Source organism: Sphingorhabdus sp. SMR4y (genome assembly GCF_002218195.1).
In the GTDB taxonomy this organism is placed as follows: domain Bacteria; phylum Pseudomonadota; class Alphaproteobacteria; order Sphingomonadales; family Sphingomonadaceae; genus Parasphingorhabdus.
In genome coordinates this window covers 941486-964337 of sequence record NZ_CP022336.1, presented here as the reverse complement: position 1 = coordinate 964337, position 22852 = coordinate 941486, and the positions used below count along the sequence as shown (strand labels likewise).

Sequence of the window (22852 nt, the reverse complement as noted above, 5' to 3'; positions counted from 1 at the left end):
CTATTCCTTGGTTTCGGAATCGTCCTCTTCTGCAGCTGTTTCTGCGGTTTCAGCAGCTTCGGCATCGCCTTCAGCAGCTTCTTCACCGTCATCTTCGCTATCGGGCGAAAGCGCAGCTGCAGCCAGTTCAGCCTGCTCTTCTTCGAACATCTGGGCGATCACGTCGATGCCGTCTTTCTGAAGATCGGCTTCGTCGTCAGAGCGGGCCACATTGGCCTGGATCGTGACATTGACTTCCGGGTGGAGACGAATGCGGACATCGAAAACACCGAGCGTCTTGATCGGTTTTTCCAGAATGACCATGCTCTTCTCGACCGGAGCGCCGTCAGCATTAAGGGCTTCGACAATGTCGCGGACCGATACGGAGCCGTACAGCTGACCGCTGGCCGACGACGCGCGGATCAGAACGATCTGCTTGCCGTCGATGCCGCCGGATGCCGCTTCGGCTTCCTTGCGCTTCGCTTCATTGTCCGCCTCGATCTGCTGGCGATTGGCTTCGAAGACCTTCTTGTTGGCTTCGTTGGCGCGCAACGCTTTCTTGTTGGGAAGCAGGAAGTTGCGGGCATAGCCGTTTTTCACGGTGACAACGTCGCCGATGGTGCCGAGATTTTCGACTCGTTCGAGCAAAATAATATCCATTGTTTCGCTCCTATTTCACGAGGTAGGGCAGGAGGCCGAGATGGCGGGCGCGTTTGATGGCTTTGGAAAGCTCGCGCTGCTTCTTGGCGGATACTGCGGTGATACGACTTGGTACGATCTTGCCGCGTTCGGAAATGAATCCCTGCAGCGTCTTCACGTCTTTATAGTCGATGGGCTTGGCGTTTTTGCCGGAAAAGGGGCAGCTTTTGCGGCGACGGAAAAATGGACGTCCCATGGTTTAACTCCTTCTCTGGCTTAATTGTCGTCGCGGCGCGGTTTGCGTTCGCGATCACGTTCGGGTTTGCGCATCATCACGGACGGACCTTCTTCATGCTCGTCGACGCGGATGGTCAGGAAACGGATGATATCTTCGTTGATCCGGGTCTGGCGTTCCAGTTCCAGGACAACACTGCCCGGTGCATCGAGACGCAGCATGACATAATGGGCCTTGCGGTTCTTCTGGATCTTGTAGGCGAGCGTACGCAGGCCCCAGGTTTCGGTCAGTACGACCTTGCCTTCATTCGATTCAACAATTTTGGTGGCTTCCTGCGCAAGAGCATCAACCTGAGACTGGCTCAGATCCTGTCGCGCAAGGAAGACATGCTCATACATTGGCATGCAGTCATTCCTTCATTTACCGCCGATCGCTGACGCCGCACCATGCAGACACGCCCCTCCGGCTTTCTTCTTTTCCGGCTATCAGGGCAGGCCCGATCAGACGGAAGCGGCGCCTATGGCGGAATTGCCGGGGGAATGCAAGGGTGGTTTTGCGGTGATCCGCGAACAGCTATGGAAAACGGAAGCTGTCATCTCGGTCCTCTGCAAACCAGCCACGCAAATAGCTGGGTATTCCGGCGCAGCTTCCCTCCTCGAGACATTTTTCGAGGCACGTTGCGAGAGCCGAAACCAGGCAGAGCAACGGGTCACTATGCAGGTCCACCCGATGTTCTGGCTTCACCTATTTTCGAGTCCATTATTTTACAGTTGTTTACCATTCTGCAACACCTCGCGTTTATAACTTCGTTCGCAATGGCAAGCGAGAAGACATCACGAATGGAATTGGATACATCCGTCGGTACTGAAAACCCGCGCGTGACAGCCGGCCTTTCCGGTTCCCGCAGGCTTTTAGGCAAGATCGGATCCCGGATCGGTGCACAGGCGCCGGTCGCGTCCGGTGATATCAAGGCATCCGAGGCGCTTCTCCTGCTGAAAAATTTCGAAGAAAGCCGGCAGGGCTGGTTCTGGTCGACGGATGCATCGGGCAATCTTACCTATATAACGGAATTCATTGCGGAATTGCTCGGCAGTAACCCCGCTGACCTGCTCGGAAAGCCGATTGCGTCCCTGTTTCTCAAGCCCGTCCATCATGATGCCGGTTCCCGGTCCCTGCCATTCATCTTTACCAAGAGAATGCAGTTCAGTGACTTTGAAGTGCAAGCTGGCAATTCGGACGAAGAGTGCTGGCTGTCAATTTCCGGCAGACCCCATTTTGACAGTTCCGGGAATTTTCTGGGCTTTCGCGGCAGCGGCAGTGACATAACCAAACAGCGCCGGGCCTCGGAAGACACGTCTCGACTGGCGATGTACGATTCTCTCACCGGTCTTCCGAACCGGGCCAGCATGGCAAAAAAACTGGAAGCCACGCTCGCAGCCTATCGAATACAGAAGCGGACCTGTGCGGTGATGCTGGTCGATCTGGATCGGTTCAAGCAAATTAACGACACTCTGGGGCATCCAGCGGGTGACGCCCTGTTGAAACAGGTTGCCGAGCGGCTGCTCAAGATGGTCGGACAGAGCGGTGAAGTCTATCGGCTGGGCGGTGACGAATTCCAGATCATGTTACCCGATTGCGATGACCGGGGTGTTCTCGGGGACCTTGCCGGCAAGATTATCGAAAGCCTTTCCCAGCCTTATTCTGTTGATGGCCAGCGGTGCATCATTGGCGCATCAATCGGTGTCTCTGTCGCTCCGTTCGACGGCCTGTCGAGCGATGATATAATGAAAAGTGCGGACCTTGCGCTCTACGAAGCCAAAGGCAATGGTCGCGGACGGTTCCGTTTCTATTCCAAGGACCTGCAGCAGTCAGCCGAAGACCGGCGCTTGTTGGAAGAAGATTTGCGGGATGCTGTCGCAAAGGACGAGCTCGAGCTTGCCTACCAGCCTATCGTCAACACCAAGACCAATATTGTTGAAGGTTTTGAATCGCTGATGCGCTGGAATCATCCGGAACGCGGCCAGATTGCTCCGGCCCTGTTCATCCCGATCGCCGAAGATGCCAATCTCATCTGGAAACTGGGCGAATGGGCCATTCACAAAGCCTGCGAAGACGCGGCTAGATGGCCCGGAAAAGCAAAGGTTGCGGTGAATGTATCGGCAAACCAGTTTGCCAATCAGCAATTTCCGGAAGTTGTGGACGCTGCGTTAGAAGCATCCGGCCTGTCTGCTGAACGGCTGGAGCTCGAGATCACCGAGCGCGTATTCATGGCCGAAAGCCAGGAAACCAGCGCCATGTTCGAGGCGCTCAAGGACCGGGGTGTCCGTTTGGTTCTTGACGATTTCGGCACCGGCTATTCGTCCCTGAGCTATCTGCAGGCAGCGCCATTTGACAAAATCAAGATCGACCAGAATTTCATACGCGGCGCAACGGAACCCGGTTCGCGCAATGACGCGATCATCTCCGCCATCGTCGCGCTGGCCGACGCGCTCGGGATGGAAACGACGGCAGGGGGTATCGAGACGCTCGACGAATTCGAGCTGATAAGCAAGCTGAACGTCAGCCATGTTCAGGGGCATGTTTGCAGCAAGGCGGTCAGCAACGCGGCGCTGGTCGAGAATCTGGATGGCGGAAGCTGGACTATTGAACCTACCGGCCCGCGTCGCCATCGCAATGACCGGCTGTCCATGTTCCGCAAGGTCCGGTTGATCCACGAAAATCATGTCTACTCGATCGTGGTCCGCAACCTGTCTGTGAGCGGCGCGCTGGTGGAAGGCCTCTACAATGTGCCGGTCGGAACAAAATTCGTGATCGACTTTGGCGACGGTCAGCTTGCGTTGGCGACGGTCTGCCGGTCGAGCGGCAATCAGCAGGGCGTCGAATTTGAGACGCGACTGGTCAGCGATGGCAATGGCGGGCTATGCACCAGCCGCCGCGTGTCGCCCTATCTGATCGCGGAAGCGGGGCTGGAAGTCCCGAATATGCCGCCCGGATATGTGCCAACCACAAAAATTGACAAGGATTCGCTTTCGGTCCCCGCGTTCAGCACCGTCGCGGACTGGAAGGCGACCCAGATCAAGCCCAAATAGAGGGGGCGGGCCAGCATCGGCAAACCGGCCTCTTGATGGTTCGATATCGACGGACGACAGCGGCGGAGCAGCCCGTGCATGGCCACGGCTGTCACCCCACGCTATTTTTTCCTGTTCAAAAATCCGAACATGTCGCCGCCTATTTTGCGCATCTGGATTTCCTCCGCCCCTTCGGTGATCCGGTAGCGGCGGTGGTGGCGGTAGATATGTTCGAACGGCTTGTGACGCGAATAGCCCATGCCGCCGTGAACCTGCATCGCACGGTCGGCCGCATCGCAGACCAGCCGGTTTGCGCGATAGTTGCACATGCTGACCTGGGCAGAGAGATATTTGGCAACATCCGTTTTCGGCATGGTGTCCATCTTGGCTGCCGTTGCATAGATCAGCTGGCGTAGCATGGCCGCTTCGGTATGCAGTTCGACGAGTGGAAACTGGATGCCCTGATTGACCGACAAAGGCTTGCCAAACGGCTTGCGTTCGCCCGCATATTTCACTGCTTCGTCGATACAATATTGTGCCGCTCCCAGCGAAGAGGCGGCCTGGCGTATGCGGTTTTCATGGACGAAATGCTGGGCGCAGGCGAGGCCCATATCGAGATCGCCGAGCACGGCATCGGCAGGTATCCAGACATTGGTGTAGGAACATTTCGGATGGTCGGTGGGCATGTTGAACGTCCACATATATTCGCCGATCTCGAACCCTTCTGCATCGACCGGGACAATGAAGCAGCCGATGCCCTTTGCGTCGCCGTCCTTGCCGCTGTGCCGGGCAAAGGTCATCACGTGCGAGGCCTTGTGCAGGCCGGTGGTCCACATCTTATTGCCGTTGATCAGCCAGCCCTCGACCCCGTCACGGGTTTCCCGCACGGCGGTCGTATCCATCCATGTCGCGTCGGAACCATGGTCTTTTTCGGTCAGGCCAAAGCACCAGCCCATTTTCCCGGCCAGCATCTGGGGAATATAGTCCTGTTTTTGTTGCTCCGTACCGAAATCGCGCAGCATCAACGGCTGTACCAGATTGCCGACGATCGAATTTTCGTTCTGCAGATCATTGTGCAGGCCGAGCCCCTTGTGCGCGAGATGTTCGCGGATCCGAGCCATGCCCAGATTGCTACCGTCCTGTCCGCCGAATTCCTTGGGCAGGGCGTAGCGATAATGCCCAGCGGCATCGGCCACCTCGCGCATCTCGACCAGCAAGGCCTCCCATTCCTCGGTCGGCAGGCCATGATTGTCCCAGTTTGTCCGGGCATCCTCCCGCCGGTGGTCGAAGAAGCGGATATTGTCGTCACGCTGTTCGATCGGTTTGATCTCGGCCTCAATGAAGGCATCGAGCACGCCAAGATAATCTTCAATGTCCTGCGGGATTTCGAAAGCGGTCATGATGAGCTCCATTTCTTGAGCGCGACCTTCAGGCCGGCATATTTGGGTTGATCGATAGACAGTCGTTCAAGCGCGGATAGTCGCAGGTGATCCCAGACGGTCGGTGCCGTAATTCCAATGTCTCCGTTTGAAAGGCCGGTGCAAAGCTGTCCATGATCATAACCGATAGCGGCCAGGCGCGCTCTGGACGCCTCGCGAAAATCCGGCCCCCATTCAGCCTGACGCCGCGCGATTCCCAGAGCATTGCCAGCAACGCGGGACTGGAATTTGGCATGGCCGTCAAGGCCGGGCTGGACATGTTCGGTGTTCCATTCACCCAATGCGGTCAGCAATTCTCCATATCCGGTTTCGCCGGTCTCGGCTCTTTCGTCGGGGATCGACCAGTCGAGTGGTGAACAGATCTCGCCGGGAAGAATTTCCTCGAACAGAAGGGCGAGATCAATTTCGACTTCGGATACGCGGCGGCCGATCACGGTTCGCTCCAGCGAACGGTCGCCATGGCTGCGCCATATCTGGCCCATCACCATGCAGGCGACGCCCCACCAGAGCGTGGAATAAATGAGCCAGAAGCGGAAGCGATCCGGGTCGACCTCGCTGCCGCTGGCTTCGGCATAGGCCCGTAACAGGGATTCGGCGCTGTCGAAGCCGCCCGCAACCTTTTCATATTGACCGAACCGCCAGCTTGGCGTGCACAGATAGGCAATGTCCTGCACCGGATCCCCGAGCCGGACGAGTTCCCAGTCGAGCACCGCGGATAGGCCCTGATGGCCAATCATCAGATTGCCCATGCGGAAATCGCCGTGCACGAGATATTTGTCACTGGCGTCCGGCACGTTCCGGTCCAGCCAGTGAAAGGCATATTCGTAAATCGGTATATGACCGCCAATCTCGTCATATTTTTCTTTTTGCAGGCGGATCAGTTCGGCGGGTGAAAAATATTCCAGCGGAGCCGTGATCGATCGCACCGGAATCCGGTGGATGGCGGCAAGCTCCCGGGCGCATTGCCGGGTCAATTTTCTCTCGGCTTCAGCGAAATCGGGATTGCCTAATATCTTGTGCGGCAGGGTTTCGCCCGCCGCCTTGCTCATGATGAAGCCTTCGCCAATATCGTCTTCCGGACTGAGCCGACCGCGAACTTCCGGAGCGGTGACCCCGGCGGTGCGGGCCAGTTCGATGATATCTGCCTGCGTCGCTAGCGGGACTCCGCGCAGGCCGGCGTCATCGGGGGACAGACCCGACGGCAGGCGGCGGAGGACGAATTCTTCACCCCCATAAGCGAAGGCCCAGCTTTCCATGCTGGCTCCCCCTGATAATCGCCGCAATTGCTCGAGTTTTCCGTCGGTGCCAAATGTTTTTGTGCAGTAATTCTCGAGCTTTGTCTGAAATGCCTCATCCGTCATACCCATGGCTTAATCATGCGATTAAATTAGCGCAAATGATTTTAACGGATGCGTCCGGCGCTTGCATGACTGGCCATTCGTGCCTAATTCCCAATCCTGTTTGAAAATCTGGGGGTCATCATGCGTGCATTTATTTTTCCGGGACAGGGTAGCCAGGCCGTTGGCATGGGCAAGGCGCTTGCCGAGGCGAGCAGCACCGCCCGCGAAGTATTCGAGGAAGTCGATCACGCGCTCGAGCAAAACCTGTACGAGCTGATGTGCGAAGGGCCGCTTGACGAGTTGACCCTGACTGAAAACGCGCAGCCCGCGATCATGGCGAATGCCGTTGCGACCCTGCGAGTGCTGGAGAAAGAAGGCGGCAAGTCGATCGAAGATATCTGCTCTTTCGTCGCCGGTCACAGTCTTGGTGAATATAGTGCGCTCTGCGCGGCGGGGGCGCTGGACCTGACGACGACGGCGGAATTGCTGAAGCTGCGCGGTCAGTCGATGCAGAAAGCCGTGCCGGTGGGCGAGGGCGGAATGGCGGCGCTGCTGGGCGCTGACATCAAGAAGGCGTCGGCGCTGGCCAATGCCTCATCCCAGGGCGAAATCTGTACCGTTGCCAATGACAACGACCCCACGCAGGTTGTGATTTCCGGTCATATCGGCGCCATCGAACGAGCTATTGCTGCCGCCAAAGAACATGGCATCAAGCGCGGTATGCTGCTCCCTGTCTCCGCACCTTTCCATTGTTCGCTGATGGCACCCGCGGCGGAAGCCATGGAAGAGGCGCTGGCGGAAGCCAGCATTTTCCCACCGGTTGTGCCCCTGTTTGCGAACGTGACGGCGGCTCCGGTATCGGATGCAGACGAGATTCGGGAATTGCTTGTTCAACAGGTGACCGGCGCGGTCCGCTGGCGGGAATCCGTCGGCAATATGGCCGAATCCGGCGTCGAGCAATTTGTCGAATTTGGCGGCAAGGTGCTGACCGGAATGGTCGGGCGCATTGCTCCGGAAGCGGAAAAGGTCAGTCTGGTTTCCATGGATGATATCGAGGCGTTTCTGAAAAGCCTGTAATCGGCAACAAATGGCCAGTATCTTGAACTTTTGAAGGAATTAGCAATGTTTGACTTAAGCGGAAAAACCGCCCTGGTAACCGGCGCCTCCGGGGGAATTGGCTCGGCAATCGCCAGGTCGCTCGCCGAGCGGGGTGCCACCGTTGCGCTGTCGGGCACCCGCAAGCTCGTGCTGATGGAGATGATCCCGGAATTGCCGGGCGAAGGTCATATTGTCATGCCATGTGACCTTTCCAACCCGGAGGAAGTCGATGCCCTGGTGCCGGACACGGTGGCAAAGCTCGGCAAGCTCGACATCCTGGTCAACAATGCCGGCATCACCCGCGACGGGCTGGTGATGCGCATGTCGGATGATGATTTCGCCGATGTGATCCGGGTCAATCTGGAATCGGCTTTCCGCCTGATCCGCGCTGCGGCGCGGCCGATGATGAAAGCGCGCGGCGGCCGGATCATTTCGATTAGTTCTGTGGTCGGCGCGACCGGCAATCCGGGGCAGGCCAATTATGTCGCCTCGAAAGCCGGACTCGTCGGCATGTCCAAGGCGCTGGCGCAGGAGTTGGCCTCGCGCGGGATCACCGTCAATTGCGTGGCACCGGGTTTCATTGCATCGCCGATGACCGATGAGCTGACCGACGCCCAGAAAGACGAGATCAACCGCAAGATTCCGGCAGGAAAAATGGGCAGTGGTGACGATATTGGCGCTGCTGTTGTCTATCTGGCCAGTCAGGAAGCCGCTTATGTCACGGGTCAGACGCTGCACGTGAATGGCGGTATGGCGATGATTTCCTAGAGCTTTGTCGAAAAACATCATCTCCGGTACGATTTCGACTTCACGGACACTTGCAAGGTGCGCGCCAGCGCACTAGGACGAAATGGAAATTCAATCCTAACAAAAAGGACCTCTCATGAGTGAGACTGCAGACCGCGTAAAAAAGATTGTTGTTGAGCATCTGGGCGTTGAAGCCGACAAAGTAACCGAAGAAGCTGCATTCATCGATGATCTGGGCGCTGACAGCCTCGACATCGTTGAGCTGGTCATGGCGTTTGAAGAAGAATTCAGCGTCGAAATTCCGGATGATGCAGCAGAAAAAATCGGTACCGTCAAAGACGCCATCGATTTTATCGACAAAAACAAGGGTTAATTGATTTTGGGGTGTTGCCAGAAAGACAGGCGCGCCTCAGGGCCAATGATCGCTGAAATATCGCAAAGCGGCTCACCGGCCCGGGACGAACATCCCGATTCGGTGGCCGTTTTTTGATTGTGAGCAGGGTATTGAATCTGGGCAAGGAAAGCCCGCAAGGAGAGGCATGATATGCGCCGTGTAGTTGTAACCGGAATGGGCCTGGTAACGCCGCTGGGTGGCGATGTGGAAACGACCTGGAGCAATATTTTGGCTTCCAAGTCGGGCGCCGGGAAAATCACCCGCTTTGATGCATCCGATCAGAAGTGCCATATCGCCTGCGAGGTCAAGCCCGCGGATCATGAATATGGCTTTGATCCCAATCTCCGCGTCGACCACAAGGTCCAGCGTCAGGTCGACCCGTTCATCGTCTATGGCATCGATGCTGCCGGTCAGGCGCTCGAGGATGCCGGTCTTACCGATATGTCCGATGAAGCCAAGCTGCGCGCAGGCTGCTCGATCGGCTCGGGCATCGGCGGACTGCCGGGCATTGAGAAAGAATCGCTGGTTTTGGCCGAACGCGGTCCGGGCCGGGTCAGCCCGCATTTTGTCCACGGCCGGCTGATCAATCTCATTTCCGGTCAGGTGTCGATCAAATATGGTCTGATGGGTCCCAATCACGCTGTGGTCACAGCCTGCTCGACCGGTGCGCACAGCATCGGAGACGCAGCGCGGATGATCGCGCTGGATGATGCCGATGTGATGCTGGCCGGTGGTGCAGAAGCGACCATTTGTCCGATCGGCATTGCCGGCTTCGCGCAAGCCAAGGCGCTGTCGACCAAGCGTAACGATGACCCGACGGCAGCATCCCGTCCCTATGACAAGGATCGCGACGGTTTCGTAATGGGGGAGGGCGCCGGTGTCGTCGTTCTGGAAGAATATGAACATGCCAAGGCCCGTGGTGCCAATATCTATTGTGAAGTGGTTGGCTATGGCATGTCCGGCGACGCCTATCATGTGACGGCGCCGCATCCGGACGGAACCGGTGCCTATCGCTCGATGGAAATGGCGCTCAAACGGTCCGGTCTGACGACCGCCGATATTGACTATGTCAACGCGCACGGCACCTCGACGATGGCCGACACAATCGAACTGGCAGCAGTCAGGCGTCTGTTCGGCGATGATCTCAAGACCATGTCGATGAGCTCGACCAAATCGGCGATCGGCCATCTTCTGGGTGGCGCCGGTGCTGTCGAAGGCATTTTTAGCATCCTCGCCCTGCGCGACCAGATTGTTCCACCGACCCTCAATCTGGACGATCCCGACGAAGGTTGTGAAGGCGTTGATCTGGTGCCGCATGTCGCGAAAAAGCGGGAAGTGAAAGCCGTGCTGAGCAACAGCTTCGGCTTCGGCGGAACCAATGCCAGCATCATCATGAAAGCTGTCTAAAATCATGCGCCGTCTCGGTTGCCTGATATTGGTGGCGGCGGCGATCATTGCGGTCCTGCTGGGCGGTAGTTTTCTCTATGGCTGGAACGCCAGCGGGCCGCTGGAAGAACAGCGTATCGTCCTGATCAAATCCGGGTCGAGTCTGGCCATGGCGGCGGAATCTCTGGAATCGGAAGGCGTCATAGAATCCGCTGACGATTTCCTGACGCGCGCCAAGATTCTCGGCGGGTCCGAACCGATCAAGGCCGGAGAATTCGAAATTCCCGCAGGCGCCAGCAACGCGCAAATTCTGTCCATTTTGCAGGGCGGCAAGGCAGTACAACGCCTCATCACGGTACCGGAAGGCACGCCGTCGATCATCGTCCATGAAAAGCTGATGGCCGAAAAGCTGCTCAAGGGCGATATTCCGGTGCCGGCGGAAGGATCAATCCTGCCCGACAGCTACAGTTTCGAGCGCGGCGAACAACGCGCCGCCGTGGTCGCACGGATGCAGAAAGCGATGAAGGATACAATCGCAGAGCTTTGGCCAAAGCGCACCAAGGCCAGCGTCGTCAAGACGCCGCATGAAGCGCTCACACTTGCGGCAATCGTCGAAAAAGAGACCGCTCTGGCCAGGGAACGCCGAACAGTCGCCGGAGTCTACAGCAACCGGATCCGCAAGAATATGATGCTGCAGGCCGACCCGACGATCATCTACCCGATTACCCGGGGCAAACCGCTGGGCCGCCGCATCCGGCAATCGGAGATCGCTCAGGTCAATGACTATAACACCTATGCGATGATCGGTCTTCCCAAGGGGCCGATTGCCAACCCGGGGCGCCGGTCGATCGAGGCGGTGCTCAATCCGGCGAAAACCGACGCACTTTATTTCGTCGCTGACGGCCGTGGCGGTCATGTGTTTGCCGAAACGCTGGAAGAGCATAATCGCAACGTCGAGAAATGGTTCGCCATACGCCGCGCCCGCGGCGAAATGTGATATCATGGCGCCTTGCGGTCTGCTCGCAGGGAGAGGAAACGGCTGATGTCGGCAAGACTGGTTGAGATAATTGTTCCGGATGCCGGCGTGGCGCAGGCAAAAGCCCTTATTGCAGAGCACTGCAGCCGTTTCTGGCAGGAACCGGTGCCCGACGGTCTCGAGAAATTTTCCTGCGTCGTGCCCAGCCGTTCGATTGAACGGCTCCTCGCCGCACTGGATGAAAATTTTAGTGGGAGCGCAGGCTTTTCCGTTCTTGTCCTTCAGGTTGAGGCGGTTCTGCCGGAAATTCCGGAGTTGCAGGAAATTGCGCTGCCCGCTTCCGGCCACCGGAAACCGCCGACAAAATTGGAAGCTTTTTTTACCCGCGACCGGATCAGCACCAACGAATTATATGACGATATCGAACCCAGTCTCGAATTGCGCCCCAATTATCTGCTGACAGTGATCCTCTCGGCGCTCATAGCAGCTCTGGGTATGCGGAGCGGCCAGACCGCGGTGGTGATCGGTGCGATGATCATTGCGCCCCTGCTCGGTCCGACCATGGCTATGGCCATGGCAGCAACCGTGGGGGACAGGCTGCTCGGTCGCAGAGCAATGATTACCCTTGTCACCGGGATATTGGCGGCCCTGATTTTTACCTTTTTGCTGGGCCTGTTTATCGAGATCGATCCGCTGGTCCCGGAGCTCAGGAACCGGACGATCGTCCATCCGGCCGATATAGCCCTGGCGCTGGCTTGCGGCGCCGCGGGCGTTCTGGCGTTCAGTCAGGGTGCCTCGCTCTCTTTGGTGGGTGTGATGATCGCAGTGGCCTTGGTCCCGCCCATTGCCGCCGCAGGGCTGTTCTTCGGAAGTGGCAATGTGAATCTGGGGATTAGCGCCCTGTTTCTGCTGGCCACTAACCTTGTATGTATAAATGTCTCGGGGATCGCTACCTTTCTGGTGCAGGGGCTTCCCCCGAGAAGCTGGCGGCTGACCAGCGGCATATTCGTTATATGGCTGCTGATCCTCGTCCTGTTCATCGGACTGGTGGGCGGGCGCATTGCCCTGGGTGCTGACGGAGCAATCCATGGGCCGAGCAACGGATTAGAGTCGTCCAGCTTGGGCTGAACGGGTTCCAGTCAGCATCCAGGCTAAACGCCACTAATAGTTGAAGCGCTCTTTCAGGCTTTCACGCGCGTCGCGATATTCGCGGGTGAACTGTTCGACCATGTCCTGGACGCTCATCACGTCATTGATCAGACCGATACCCTGGCCGCAGCCCCAGATGTCTTTCCAGGCCTTTTTCTCGGTATTGCCGCCGGAACCGAAGTTCATGGTCTTGTAATCGCCCTCGGGCAGGTTGTCGGGGTCAAGTCCCGCATTCTCGATCGACTGGCGCAGATAATTGCCTTTCACGCCGGTAAACAGGTCGGAATAGACGATGTCGCTGGCTTGGCCCTCGACGATACCTTCCTTATACCCCTGGTCCGCATTGGCTTCCTTGGTCGCGATGAAGGCGGAACCGGCATAGCCGAGGTCCGCGCCCATCGCCTGCGCTGCCAGAATGGACGCGCCATTGCCGATCGAGCCGGAGAGCGCCACGGGACCGTCAAACCATTCGCGGATTTCCTGCATCAGGGCGAAGGGAGAAAGTGTGCCGGCATGGCCACCTGCGCCGGCCGCCACCGGAATCAGGCCTGTCGCGCCTTTTTCGATCGCCTTGTGGGCGAAGCGGTTGTTGATGATATCGTGCAGCGTGATACCGCCCCAGCCTTTGACCGCGGTATTGAGGTCCTCGATTGCGCCGAGCGAGGTGATGACGATCGGCACTTTCCATTTGGCACAGGTTGCCATGTCCTGATCAAGCCGGTCGTTGGACTTGTGAACGATCTGGTTGACCGCAAAGGGGGCCGCCGGCTTGTCCGGATTGTCCCGGTTCCATGCCGCCAGCTCTTCGGTAATCTGATGCAGCCATTCGTCGAGCAACGATTGCGGGCGAGCGTTGAGTGCAGGAAAACTGCCGACGATACCAGCCTTGCATTGCGCGATCACCAGTTCCGGTCCGGATACGATAAACAAGGGAGAACCGATAAGCGGCAGGCGAAGATTGTCGAAAATGGCTGGTAAAGTCATGGAACCCCCGATCAGAAAGAATATGCCACCGCAATAACCGATGCGGCGGTATATTCTACTATTATTTTAACCGAACGTTTAAATTATTTTAACCGATCGTTTAAATCCGGTTGACGGCGCTGAGCAAAGCCTCGACTGACGCCCGCGCAACATCGCTGTTTATACCGACGCCGTAAAATTCCTTGCCGTCGTCCGACTTGCATTCGACATAGGCTGCCGCCTGCGCATCCTTGCCGGACCCCAGCGCATGTTCGGAATAATCCTTGATTTCCAGATTGATTCCCAAAGCGGTTGAAACAGCATCAACCACACTTGAAATCAGGCCATTGCCGCGTCCGCTGACCGATATTTCGCCATCGGGACCCTTGATCTTGCCGACAAAAATACGCTCGGTACCGGTCTTGCGTTCTTCATAGTCGACCAGTTCATAGCGGCCGCTGCCGTCAATGTGGTAGCGCTTCTGGAAAGCATCCCAAATGTCTTCGGAAGACAGTTCCCGGCTCGTCTGGTCCGCCAGTTCCTGCACAGTGCGGCTGAAATTGGCCTGCAGCCTTTTGGGCAGTTTCAGACCGTGGTCCTGTTCCAGGATCCAGGCGATGCCGCCCTTGCCGGACTGGCTGTTGACCCGAATCACCGCTTCATAGTCGCGTCCGAGATCGCGCGGATCGATTGGCAGATAGGGCACGTTCCAGATTTCGTCGTTGCGCTGCTCCTGGGCGGCAAAGCCTTTCTTGATCGCGTCCTGGTGCGATCCGGAGAAAGCCGTGAAGACCAGTTCGCCAGCATAGGGGTGGCGGGCCGGAACGGGCAACTGGTTGCAAAATTCGACCGTCTTCACGATTTCGTCCATATTGGAAAAATCTATCTTGGGATCAACGCCTTGGGTGTAGAGATTCAGGCCCAATGTGACCAGATCGACATTACCGGTGCGTTCGCCATTGCCGAACAGGCAGCCCTCCACCCGGTCTGCGCCGGCCATCATGCCCAGTTCGGATGCGGCGATGCCGGACCCCCGATCATTATGCGTGTGCAGACTGATCACGACATGGTCGCGCTTGCTGATATTGTTGCACATCCACTCGACCTGGTCGGCATAGATATTGGGTGTCGAGGCCTCGACTGTCGCGGGAAGGTTTAAAATCAACGGCTTGTCGGCCGTTGGTTCGATGATTTCCATCACCGCTTCGACGACCTCCAGACTGAAATCCAGTTCGGCGGTGGAAAAAGTTTCCGGCGAATATTCGAAATGCCAGTCGGTATCTGGATATTTCTCGGCCTGTTCGCGCAAGATGGTCGCGCCTTCCCGGGCGATATCCTTGACGCCCTGCTTGTCGAGCCGGAACACGACATCGCGCCAGGCGGGGGAAACGGCATTATACAGATGAACGATAGCGGCCCGCGCGCCCGCGAGGCTGGCAAAGCTGGTTTCGATCAGGTCACGGCGCGACTGGGTCAATACCTGCACGATGACGTCGTCAGGTATCTTGCCCGATTTGACGAGGCCGCTGATAAAGTCGAAATCGGTCGCACCGGCGGAAGGAAATCCGACTTCTATTTCCTTGATCCCGATCTTGACCAGAAGATCGAAGAACCGCTGCTTCTTCTGGGCATCCATCGGATCGATCAGCGCCTGGTTGCCGTCGCGGAGGTCGGTGGACAGCCAGCGCGGAGCCTTGTCTATCGTGCGCGAGGGCCATTGCCGGTTGGGCAAGTCGATCTGCGGGAATGGGCGATATTTCTGTGACGGGTTCTGGTGCATGTCTTCACTCTTATGCTGCTGGAAATTGCGCGCAAGGCACAAATTCGCGGGTTTGCTTGTAATATCTGGAAAATCGTCCCTTAGGCGGGGCGCTGCGCCGTTCCGGCAGCAGCATTGGTACGCCTAAGGGCGTATAAGTCGTAGCAGCAGAAGAGCTTTGGACCGTGTCATGTCAGCCTATCTATCCAGAATGATGAAAAAATCAACCTCAGCAATATTTTTTTATCTGGCGAGGCGCCCTTGTTCTGCCGCAACGTTGCGATTGAAGAGCAATGCACGGGAGAATCTCCAGTGGCGGCAAAGAAAAAGGCGGCGGAGATAGTCTCCACCGCCCGTTTTCCGCCCGTCGATACGACCTAGTTCTTTTCTTTGTCGACCAGCTTGTTGGCACCGATCCATGGCATCATGGCGCGCAACTGGGCGCCGGTTTCCTCGATCGGATGGGCGGCGGCCTGTTTGCGGGCCGCTTTCAGTTCCGGCTGACCGGCGCGGTTGTCGAGAACAAAATCCTTCACGAAACGACCGGACTGGATGTCGGCCAGCACGCGTTTCATTTCCGCCTTGGTGTCGGCGGTGATGATCCGTGGACCGGTCGTGATATCGCCATATTCCGCGGTGTTGGAGATCGAATAGCGCATGTTGGCTATGCCGCCTTCATAGAGCAGGTCAACGATCAGCTTGGTTTCGTGCAGACATTCGAAATAGGCCATTTCCGGTGCGTAGCCCGCTTCGGTCAGGGTTTCGAAACCCGCCTGGATCAAATGGGTGATGCCACCGCAAAGCACGGCCTGTTCGCCGAACAGGTCGGTTTCACATTCTTCGCGGAAATTGGTTTCGATAATGCCGGACCGGCCGCCACCAACGCCGGAAGCGTAAGCAAGGGCAACATCATGGGCATTGCCGGATACGTCGCGGTCAATCGCGATCAGGCAGGGCACGCCGCCGCCGCGCTGATATTCGCTGCGCACCGTGTGGCCGGGGCCCTTTGGCGCAATCATGATCACGTCGAGATCTTCGCGCGCTTCGATCAGACCGAAATGGATATTAAGGCCATGCGCGAAGGCGAGGGCGGCACCCTCCTTCATGTTGGCGTGCAGGTCATCGGCATAGATGGCCGCCTGATGCTCGTCGGGCGCCAGGATCATGACGATATCGGCCCATGCAGCCGCTTCCTGATTGGTCATCACCTTGAAGCCGGCATCTTCTGCCTTCTTTGCGGTGGCAGAGCCGGCACGCAGCGCGATGGCGACTTCCTTGACGCCGCTGTCGCGCAGGTTCTGGGCATGGGCATGGCCCTGGCTGCCGTAACCGACAATTGCGATTTTCTTGCCGGTGATCAGGCCGAGATCGGCGTCGGCGTCATAATAAACTTTCATTTTTCTTCCTTATATTCAGATGATTGCGAATGGAATTTGACCAGCTGCGGTAGCTGGAGACGATGGATCTATCGACGATATATGGCGGTCATGCCGTTTCCGGTCCCCGGCCGATGGCAACGACACCGGTTCGGCCAACTTCAACCAGGCCGACTTCACGCATCAGGCCGACAAAAGTCTCGATCTTTTCCGGAGCACCGGTGATCTCGAAAACAAAGCTTTCGGTTGTCGCATCGACAACCCGCGCACGATAAATATCCGCCAGTCGCATAGCCTCGATGCGGTGTTCGCCCTTGCCGGCAACCTTGACCAGCGCCAGCTCGCGCTGGACGTGCGGACCGGATTCGGTGAGATCACGGACGCTGTGTACCGGCACCAGGCGATCGAGTTGCGCAATGATCTGCTCGATCACATGCGGTGGCCCGTTGGTGGCGATGGTGATCCGGCTGACGGCATGGTCTTCGCTGATATCGGCCACGGTCAGGCTGTCGATATTATAGCCACGCGCGGTGAACATACCGGCGATCCGGGCCAGGATGCCCGCTTCGTTGTCAACAAGAACGGCAAGAACGTGGCGTTCAACGGCTTCTTCGTGAATATGCATCAGACTAGGGCCTTTGCTTGGTCGTCCATCGTGCCCCGGACATCGGCTTCGGTGAGAAGCATCTCGGTATGGGCAGCGCCCGATGGGATCATCGGAAAACAATTTGCAAGTTTTGCCACGCGGCAATCGACCAAGACCGGCCCGTCGGTCTCGATCATTTTCTGAATTCCGGATTCCAGATCGGCCGGATTCTCGATCCGGATGCCGGTCCAGTCATAGCTTTCAGCCAGCTTCACAAAATCTGGCAAACTATCGCTATAACTGTTTGAATAGCGGCTTTCATAGGTCAGCTCCTGCCACTGGCGGACCATGCCCATATATTCGTTGTTGAGAACAAAGATCTTCACCGGCAGCCGGTATTGGGTTGCGGTGCCGAGTTCCTGGATATTCATCTGGATCGATGCTTCGCCGGCGATATCGATGACCAGCGAATCAGGATTGCCCAATTGTGCACCTATCGCAGCGGGTAATCCATAGCCCATGGTGCCGAGGCCGCCGCTGGTCAGCCATTTGTTCGGCGATTCAAAATCGAAATGCTGGGCGGCCCACATCTGATGCTGCCCGACTTCGGTGGTGATGATCGGTTCGCGCTTGTGGGTGGCCTCCCACAATTTGCGGATCGCCTCCTGTGGCATGATTTCTGTCTTTGTCTCGGGATAATCGAGACAGTTGGTTGCCCGCCATCCGGTGATCCGGGCCCACCATTCGCCAAGCTCGGGAGTGGCATAGCGGCGCCCCTTGAGCACGGCTATCAACTGTTCCATCACCCGGCCGACATCACCGATTACCGGCAGGTCGACGCGAACCGTCTTGTTGATCGATGACCTGTCGATATCGACATGTATTTTCTTGCTGTCCGGCGAGAAAGCGTCAAGCCGCCCGGTGATCCTGTCGTCAAAACGGGCGCCAAGGCAGATCACAAGGTCGGCTTTGTTCATTGCCATATTGGCTTCGAATGTCCCGTGCATGCCGAGCATGCCCAGCCATTGTTCGGAGGAAGCGGGATATGCGCCCAGGCCCATCAGCGTCGATGTAACCGGACATCCCAGCAATTCGGCCAGTTCCCGCAATGTTTCGCTGGCTTTCGGTCCGCTGTTGATGATGCCGCCGCCGGTATAGAGGATCGGGGCTTTTGCAGCCATGATCATTTCGGCAGCCGCGTTGATCGCCTTGAAGTCACCCTCGGTCTGAGGCTGATAGCGCGTATTGGTCCGCGCCGCATTGCTGCTATATTCAGTCGCTGCGACCTGGACATTCTTGGGAATATCGATGACCACCGGACCCGGGCGGCCCTTGGTGGCAATGTGGAAGGCTTCCTGGACAACCGGTGCCAGATCGGATGGCTTTTTCACGAGATAATTATGTTTCGTGCAGTGCCGTGTAATCCCGACCGTGTCGGCCTCCTGAAAGGCATCACTGCCGATCAGGTTGGTTGCGACCTGGCCGGTTATGACGACCATCGGGATGCTGTCCATCAGGGCATCGGTGATACCGGTCACCGCATTGGTCGCGCCCGGTCCGGAGGTGACCAGAACGACCCCCGGCTTTCCGGTGGAACGTGCATAGCCTTCTGCAGCATGGGTCGCAGCCTGCTCATGACGAACCAGAATATGCTTGATCTTGGGATGCTCGTAGAGCGCATCATAAATGGGAAGCACCGCGCCGCCCGGATAGCCGAAAACGGTATCAACACCCAGTTCCAGCAGGGTTTCGACCAATATATCGGCGCCGCTTTTTTCGGCCACATCATGCTCCATCAACTGTCAGTTACGCTCGGTCCCCGCCATGATGCACTGCAACACAATAGGCAAGGCTTATCAATTCGGGGCTGGCTACATATCTGAAAATGTTATGTCAAGGCCTAATTGCGTAATATAATATCAAATATATGATCACTATTGATATTATCTACCGTCTCCAGTCGACCCCATTCCGTCGGACTCTGGTTGCGGAACCAGGTATACTGGCGCTTTGCATAGCGCCGGGTGGCCGTTTGCGCCTGCTCCACTGCATCGGCCTGATCAATGTCACCTGCTATCCAGGCCGCGATTTCGGCAACCCCGATTGCCCGCATGACCGGCAGGTTTGCAGGGATATCGCGGACCAGAAGCTGTTCCACCTCTTCCCGGGCTCCGCGTTCGATCATTTCATCAAACCGCCGGTCACAGCGTTCATAGAGCCATTCCCGTGGCGGCAGCAGTATCAGAGGATGCAGGGTGATACGGCCGCCAATCCCGCCTGTCTTGTGCTTGTGCCAGTGGTCAAGCGGCTTGCCGGTCGAGCGGACCACTTCCAGTGCTCGCTGAATGCGGGTTGTGTCGGTCGCGTGCAGCCGCTCGGCCGAAAGCGGATCCATCTGCTGGAGTGAGTGATAGGCTTCCAATCTTTCCATTTCCCTGATTTCCTGCCGGATTTGCGGCTGTATTTCGGGAATTGGCGCAATGCCTTCAAGCAATGTCCGGACGTAAAGCCCGGTTCCTCCCACCAGTATCGGCAGAAGATCGCGGTCATGGGCCGCTGCGATTGCCGTCTTGGCGTCACTGGCCCAGCGCGCAGCAGAGCAGGCCTCCATGCCGTCGATATAGCCGAATAGACGGTGATCGATGCCCTCCATTTCCTCCTCGGTCGGGCGCGCGCTCAATATCGTGAGATCGCGGTAGACCTGGGCGCTGTCGGCATTGATGATTACCGAGGGTTGCTTTTTGGCAATGTCCAGTGCCAAGGCGGATTTGCCGCTGGCCGTGGGACCTACGACCAGCACAACATTCTGGTCCTGTTTCGGAGAAATCATGTTCATCGCCACGCTCATAGCAAAAGAATCCCTGAATGAGAGAGATATTCAATCGGCGATTGCCAGCCTTGGTCAGGCCGGAGCCATTGTCACGCGTCAGTCCGATCTGATCGACGGGCGGGTTGTAGACATTTTCTTCGAGGGCGAACCCGGTCCGGCGCGCGCCTGTCTGGAAGCGATTGGAAATGATATCGACATTGCCGTCCAGCCGGAAGCGGATCGGTTGAAGAAGCTGCTGATCTCGGACATGGACAGCACCATGATCACGGTCGAATGTATCGACGAACTGGCCGATTATGCCGGCATCAAGTCCGAAATCGCAGCGATTACCGAACGCGCAATGCAGGGCGAGCTCGATTTCGAAGAGGCGCTCCGCGGCCGGGTGGCGCTGCTAAAAGGGCTCGAGACTGCCGCTATCCAGCTCTGTCTGGATGAGCGGGTCAGGATCATGCCCGGTGCGGAAACGCTGGTGAGAACCATGGCGCAGGCAGGGGGGACCACCATTCTGGTGTCAGGCGGATTCACAAAATTTGCCAAACCCGTGGCGCAATCCATTGGATTTGAATCCTTTCATGCCAATGTGCTGGGCGAATCCGCCGGTCTGCTCACCGGCCGGCTCGACGGACCGATTGTCGATTCGGCCCGCAAGGACCAGTTGCTGCAATCCGCCGCGCAGGAAGGCGGGCTATCGCTCGATTCCTGTCTGGCCGTCGGTGACGGAGCCAATGATATCCCTATGCTGCAAAGGGCGGGGCTTGGCGTTGCCTATCACGCCAAGCCAAAGGCTGCGCAGGCCGCAGATGTCGCGATCAAATATAATGATCTGACCGCGCTCTTGTATATTCAGGGCATTTCCGCGGACCAGTGGGTCACCCCGTAGAGCCGATCAGCGCCGTTTGACGATACAGTCGTTGCCGGACGCCTTGACTTGGCCGCACATGGAATCGGCTTGCGCACGGGTCGCAAAAGGCCCCGCCTGCAAGCGTGTAATACCACCCGCTCTGACCAGATAGGGCTGTAGTCCAGCAAGCGCCGAAACACGGCCTTCAAGCCTGGTCCAGAGGGTTTTCGCCTTGTTCTCGTCGCTGAACGCTCCGAGCTGTACACGCCAGTCGCCCCTTGCGGCCGCGCGCACGGGCGCTGCTGTCGCCACAGGGGCGGCCGGCGCCGGTTGCGGGGAAGGAGCATAAGTCACGCCGGGCGTGATCGGGCCGGGTGCTGGTGCGGGATCGGGGAGTGCCGGTCGCGAAGGCGGCAATTGGGCCGTTTGCACTGCACCGGGGGTCTGTGCCGGACGAAAACCGCCGATCTGCGCGGTTCTGATGCGCTTTTCATCCTGTTCCATCTGGCCGGCCAGTTCGACCGCGCGGCGCCGGTCCTCCACCGGGATGAATCGGTCCATCTGTGCCAGATTGGAGGTCGCCTGTGGCAGTTCCTGTGCCGATGCACGTGTCATCAGCGCATAGGCCCTGATCCAGTCCTTCTCGACAAAGTCGCCGTTGAAGTGACCGGTCCCGAGAACATATTGGGCGCGGGGTTCGCCGCGCTGTGCGGAAGCCTGCAAATAGGGGAGGGCTTCACTGCGGCGATTGGCCTGAAACAGCACCAGGCCATAATTGTCATTGGCCTGCAAATGGCCCTGATCGGCGGCTCTCTTGTACCATTTTTCGGCTTGTGCGAGATCCTGCGGTACACCGCGGCCGAGCTTGTAGGCCTGTCCCATATTGAACTGGGCATCGGCATCGCCCCGCTCTGCAGGACCGCGCCATTCGTTGATCGCGGTTTGAAAATCACCGCGCCCCCACGCATCGACGCCGTCCTTCACATCCGCCAAGGCCGGTGTTGCACTCAAGGTCAGCGCCAGGCCTAACAGTGGAGCCATATAGTGATGGGCCTTGTTCATGGAATATCCTCGATAATCAAATTTCAACAGTATCAGCCGTATTCAGTTTGCTAAACCCCTGAGACTCTTCAAGTCTAGTAAAAACTGGAGAGACGGTTTCGGAATCCTCTGCAGGGGGGGATGTAACCGATAATTTCACCAGCGCAAAATTCCCGGTGATCCTGTTAACCCTATTTTAGCGCTGTTCTGTCACAAAAGCCGCAGATTATAGATTTTCAGGCAAATATTGCCGCGATTGAACAAGGGGAAGAGCGTGCGAGTTCTAGCAATGGCTTCGCAAAAGGGCGGTTCCGGCAAGACGACATTGTCGGGCCATCTGGCTGTGCAGGCACAACTGGCCGGGGCGGGGCCCGTCGTACTGATTGACATCGATCCGCAGGGATCGCTGGCCGATTGGTGGAACGAGCGGGAAGCCGAACTACCGGCTTTCGCGCAAACCACGGTTTCGCGCCTCGCTGCGGATCTGGCGATATTGCGTCAGCAAGGCTTTAAACTGGCTGTCATCGATACGCCACCGGCGATCACCATGGCGATCCAGAGCGTGATTTCGGTTGCCGAACTGATCGTCATTCCGACACGCCCCAGTCCGCACGATCTCAGGGCCGTTGGTGCCACCGTCGATCTCTGCGAACGGGCGGGCAAACCCCTGATCTTCGTGGTCAATGGTGCGACTCCGAAAGCGAAGATCACCTCCGAAGCGGCGGTTGCACTGTCACAGCACGGCACTGTCGCGCCGATAACCATTCACCACCGCACCGATTTTGCCGGTTCGATGATCGATGGCCGGACCGTGATGGAAGTCGATCCGAAGAGCCGCTCGGCCCAGGAAGTCGTCCATCTCTGGTCCTATATTTCCGACCGGCTGGAGAAAAATTTCCGCCGGACAATTTTCAGCGCACCCGCAATGGCACAAAATGTCAATCCGGGCATCCAGCGGGCGGGCGGCAATTTTGGCCGCCGCGTTGTTGGTTCGTGATGGGAGAGG

At 57.6% G+C, this 22852-nt stretch carries 21 protein-coding genes; 9 read left to right on the top strand and 12 right to left on the bottom strand.

The window, feature by feature from the left end; translation table 11 throughout:
• Genes rplI through rpsF form a run of 3 tightly spaced genes read right to left on the bottom strand, consistent with a single transcriptional unit; the run spans position 1 to position 1257 of the window.
• Positions 1 to 639, bottom strand: a complete 639-nt coding sequence (rplI, locus tag SPHFLASMR4Y_RS04570; RefSeq protein ID WP_089132499.1) for a 50S ribosomal protein L9 — start codon at positions 637 to 639, stop codon at positions 1 to 3.
• A gap of 10 nt (positions 640 to 649) precedes the next feature.
• The gene (rpsR, locus tag SPHFLASMR4Y_RS04565) at positions 650 to 874 is read right to left on the bottom strand and encodes a 30S ribosomal protein S18 (protein WP_089132498.1); all 225 of its coding nucleotides are present in this window, start codon (positions 872 to 874) and stop codon (positions 650 to 652) included.
• Positions 875 to 894: 20 nt separating this feature from the next.
• Positions 895 to 1257 carry a 30S ribosomal protein S6 gene (gene rpsF, locus SPHFLASMR4Y_RS04560; protein WP_089132497.1) on the bottom strand — a complete coding sequence of 121 codons (363 nt, stop codon included), beginning with the start codon at positions 1255 to 1257 and terminating at the stop codon, positions 895 to 897.
• A gap of 435 nt (positions 1258 to 1692) precedes the next feature.
• Here rpsF and SPHFLASMR4Y_RS04550 point away from each other — a divergent pair, with 435 nt between their 5' ends.
• The gene (locus SPHFLASMR4Y_RS04550; protein ID WP_089132495.1) at positions 1693 to 3942 is read left to right on the top strand and encodes a putative bifunctional diguanylate cyclase/phosphodiesterase; all 2250 of its coding nucleotides are present in this window, start codon (positions 1693 to 1695) and stop codon (positions 3940 to 3942) included.
• Positions 3943 to 4043: 101 nt separating this feature from the next.
• Here the strand turns inward: SPHFLASMR4Y_RS04550 and SPHFLASMR4Y_RS04545 are convergent, their stop codons facing one another.
• Both SPHFLASMR4Y_RS04545 and SPHFLASMR4Y_RS04540 read right to left on the bottom strand, forming a co-directional pair.
• A complete protein-coding gene (locus SPHFLASMR4Y_RS04545) occupies positions 4044 to 5321 on the bottom strand; it encodes an acyl-CoA dehydrogenase family protein (RefSeq protein ID WP_089134687.1) in 1278 nt (425 codons plus the stop codon).
• On the bottom strand, positions 5318 to 6727 hold the full coding sequence (locus SPHFLASMR4Y_RS04540) for a phosphotransferase family protein (protein ID WP_089132494.1): 1410 nt from the start codon (positions 6725 to 6727) through the stop codon (positions 5318 to 5320). Before SPHFLASMR4Y_RS04540 ends, SPHFLASMR4Y_RS04545 begins: the two co-directional genes overlap by 4 nt.
• A gap of 114 nt (positions 6728 to 6841) precedes the next feature.
• On the opposite strand from SPHFLASMR4Y_RS04540, the gene fabD reads away from it, so the two are divergent.
• The 6 genes from fabD (at position 6842) to SPHFLASMR4Y_RS04510 (ending at position 12429) form a co-directional block, all read left to right on the top strand.
• A complete protein-coding gene (gene fabD, locus SPHFLASMR4Y_RS04535) occupies positions 6842 to 7777 on the top strand; it encodes an ACP S-malonyltransferase (RefSeq protein WP_089132493.1) in 936 nt (311 codons plus the stop codon).
• Positions 7778 to 7822: 45 nt separating this feature from the next.
• The gene (fabG, locus tag SPHFLASMR4Y_RS04530) at positions 7823 to 8566 is read left to right on the top strand and encodes a 3-oxoacyl-[acyl-carrier-protein] reductase (protein ID WP_089132492.1); all 744 of its coding nucleotides are present in this window, start codon (positions 7823 to 7825) and stop codon (positions 8564 to 8566) included.
• A 115-nt stretch (positions 8567 to 8681) separates the two neighbouring features.
• Positions 8682 to 8918: an acyl carrier protein gene (locus SPHFLASMR4Y_RS04525; RefSeq protein ID WP_089132491.1), complete on the top strand. Its 237-nt coding sequence runs from the start codon at positions 8682 to 8684 to the stop codon at positions 8916 to 8918.
• Between the two features lie 171 nt (positions 8919 to 9089).
• Complete coding sequence (gene fabF / locus SPHFLASMR4Y_RS04520) at positions 9090 to 10346, top strand: beta-ketoacyl-ACP synthase II (RefSeq protein ID WP_089132490.1); 1257 nt, start codon at positions 9090 to 9092, stop codon at positions 10344 to 10346.
• Between the two features lie 4 nt (positions 10347 to 10350).
• On the top strand, positions 10351 to 11322 hold the full coding sequence (gene mltG, locus SPHFLASMR4Y_RS04515) for an endolytic transglycosylase MltG (RefSeq protein ID WP_089132489.1): 972 nt from the start codon (positions 10351 to 10353) through the stop codon (positions 11320 to 11322).
• A 45-nt stretch (positions 11323 to 11367) separates the two neighbouring features.
• The gene (locus SPHFLASMR4Y_RS04510) at positions 11368 to 12429 is read left to right on the top strand and encodes a TIGR00341 family protein (protein ID WP_089132488.1); all 1062 of its coding nucleotides are present in this window, start codon (positions 11368 to 11370) and stop codon (positions 12427 to 12429) included.
• A gap of 33 nt (positions 12430 to 12462) precedes the next feature.
• Here SPHFLASMR4Y_RS04510 and SPHFLASMR4Y_RS04505 read toward each other — a convergent pair whose 3' ends face one another.
• The 6 genes from SPHFLASMR4Y_RS04505 to miaA form a co-directional block, all read right to left on the bottom strand.
• Positions 12463 to 13434 (bottom strand): NAD(P)H-dependent flavin oxidoreductase, encoded by a 972-nt coding sequence (locus SPHFLASMR4Y_RS04505; protein WP_089132487.1) that lies wholly within the window; start codon positions 13432 to 13434, stop codon positions 12463 to 12465.
• A gap of 100 nt (positions 13435 to 13534) precedes the next feature.
• Positions 13535 to 15193 (bottom strand): 2-isopropylmalate synthase, encoded by a 1659-nt coding sequence (gene leuA, locus SPHFLASMR4Y_RS04500; protein WP_089132486.1) that lies wholly within the window; start codon positions 15191 to 15193, stop codon positions 13535 to 13537.
• A gap of 356 nt (positions 15194 to 15549) precedes the next feature.
• A complete protein-coding gene (gene ilvC / locus SPHFLASMR4Y_RS04495; RefSeq protein WP_089132485.1) occupies positions 15550 to 16569 on the bottom strand; it encodes a ketol-acid reductoisomerase in 1020 nt (339 codons plus the stop codon).
• Between the two features lie 88 nt (positions 16570 to 16657).
• Positions 16658 to 17173 (bottom strand): acetolactate synthase small subunit, encoded by a 516-nt coding sequence (gene ilvN / locus SPHFLASMR4Y_RS04490; protein ID WP_089132484.1) that lies wholly within the window; start codon positions 17171 to 17173, stop codon positions 16658 to 16660.
• Positions 17173 to 18918, bottom strand: a complete 1746-nt coding sequence (locus SPHFLASMR4Y_RS04485) for an acetolactate synthase 3 large subunit (RefSeq protein ID WP_089134686.1) — start codon at positions 18916 to 18918, stop codon at positions 17173 to 17175. Before SPHFLASMR4Y_RS04485 ends, ilvN begins: the two co-directional genes overlap by 1 nt.
• A 116-nt stretch (positions 18919 to 19034) precedes the next feature.
• Positions 19035 to 19970: a tRNA (adenosine(37)-N6)-dimethylallyltransferase MiaA gene (gene miaA, locus SPHFLASMR4Y_RS04480; RefSeq protein WP_089134684.1), complete on the bottom strand. Its 936-nt coding sequence runs from the start codon at positions 19968 to 19970 to the stop codon at positions 19035 to 19037.
• Between miaA and serB the strand changes: the two genes are divergently transcribed.
• Entirely contained in the window at positions 19963 to 20844 is an 882-nt protein-coding gene (gene serB, locus SPHFLASMR4Y_RS04475) for a phosphoserine phosphatase SerB (protein WP_089134685.1), read from the top strand. The genes miaA and serB overlap by 8 nt on opposite strands.
• A gap of 6 nt (positions 20845 to 20850) precedes the next feature.
• Here serB and SPHFLASMR4Y_RS04470 read toward each other — a convergent pair whose 3' ends face one another.
• A complete protein-coding gene (locus SPHFLASMR4Y_RS04470; protein WP_089132483.1) occupies positions 20851 to 21867 on the bottom strand; it encodes an SPOR domain-containing protein in 1017 nt (338 codons plus the stop codon).
• Between the two features lie 253 nt (positions 21868 to 22120).
• Here SPHFLASMR4Y_RS04470 and SPHFLASMR4Y_RS04465 point away from each other — a divergent pair, with 253 nt between their 5' ends.
• A complete protein-coding gene (locus SPHFLASMR4Y_RS04465; protein ID WP_089134683.1) occupies positions 22121 to 22843 on the top strand; it encodes a ParA family protein in 723 nt (240 codons plus the stop codon).
• The last annotated feature ends 9 nt before the right edge of the window (positions 22844 to 22852 follow it).

Excerpts from the sequence above, each read along its gene's own strand:
- SPHFLASMR4Y_RS04470 (WP_089132483.1), bottom strand. The coding sequence starts at position 21,867 with ATGAACAAGGCCCATCACTATATGGCTCCACTGTTAGGCCTGGCGCTG.
- miaA (WP_089134684.1), bottom strand. The coding sequence starts at position 19,970 with ATGAACATGATTTCTCCGAAACAGGACCAGAATGTTGTGCTGGTCGTA.
- leuA (WP_089132486.1), bottom strand. The coding sequence starts at position 15,193 with ATGCACCAGAACCCGTCACAGAAATATCGCCCATTCCCGCAGATCGAC.
- fabG (WP_089132492.1), top strand. The coding sequence starts at position 7,823 with ATGTTTGACTTAAGCGGAAAAACCGCCCTGGTAACCGGCGCCTCCGGG.
- serB (WP_089134685.1), top strand. The coding sequence starts at position 19,963 with ATGTTCATCGCCACGCTCATAGCAAAAGAATCCCTGAATGAGAGAGAT.
- rpsF (WP_089132497.1), bottom strand. The coding sequence starts at position 1,257 with ATGCCAATGTATGAGCATGTCTTCCTTGCGCGACAGGATCTGAGCCAG.
- rpsR (WP_089132498.1), bottom strand. The coding sequence starts at position 874 with ATGGGACGTCCATTTTTCCGTCGCCGCAAAAGCTGCCCCTTTTCCGGC.
- ilvN (WP_089132484.1), bottom strand. The coding sequence starts at position 17,173 with ATGCATATTCACGAAGAAGCCGTTGAACGCCACGTTCTTGCCGTTCTT.
- SPHFLASMR4Y_RS04540 (WP_089132494.1), bottom strand. The coding sequence starts at position 6,727 with ATGGGTATGACGGATGAGGCATTTCAGACAAAGCTCGAGAATTACTGC.
- ilvC (WP_089132485.1), bottom strand. The coding sequence starts at position 16,569 with ATGAAAGTTTATTATGACGCCGACGCCGATCTCGGCCTGATCACCGGC.
- fabD (WP_089132493.1), top strand. The coding sequence starts at position 6,842 with ATGCGTGCATTTATTTTTCCGGGACAGGGTAGCCAGGCCGTTGGCATG.
- fabF (WP_089132490.1), top strand. The coding sequence starts at position 9,090 with ATGCGCCGTGTAGTTGTAACCGGAATGGGCCTGGTAACGCCGCTGGGT.
- SPHFLASMR4Y_RS04505 (WP_089132487.1), bottom strand. The coding sequence starts at position 13,434 with ATGACTTTACCAGCCATTTTCGACAATCTTCGCCTGCCGCTTATCGGT.
- SPHFLASMR4Y_RS04510 (WP_089132488.1), top strand. The coding sequence starts at position 11,368 with ATGTCGGCAAGACTGGTTGAGATAATTGTTCCGGATGCCGGCGTGGCG.
- mltG (WP_089132489.1), top strand. The coding sequence starts at position 10,351 with ATGCGCCGTCTCGGTTGCCTGATATTGGTGGCGGCGGCGATCATTGCG.
- SPHFLASMR4Y_RS04545 (WP_089134687.1), bottom strand. The coding sequence starts at position 5,321 with ATGACCGCTTTCGAAATCCCGCAGGACATTGAAGATTATCTTGGCGTG.
- SPHFLASMR4Y_RS04525 (WP_089132491.1), top strand. The coding sequence starts at position 8,682 with ATGAGTGAGACTGCAGACCGCGTAAAAAAGATTGTTGTTGAGCATCTG.
- rplI (WP_089132499.1), bottom strand. The coding sequence starts at position 639 with ATGGATATTATTTTGCTCGAACGAGTCGAAAATCTCGGCACCATCGGC.
- SPHFLASMR4Y_RS04550 (WP_089132495.1), top strand. The coding sequence starts at position 1,693 with ATGGAATTGGATACATCCGTCGGTACTGAAAACCCGCGCGTGACAGCC.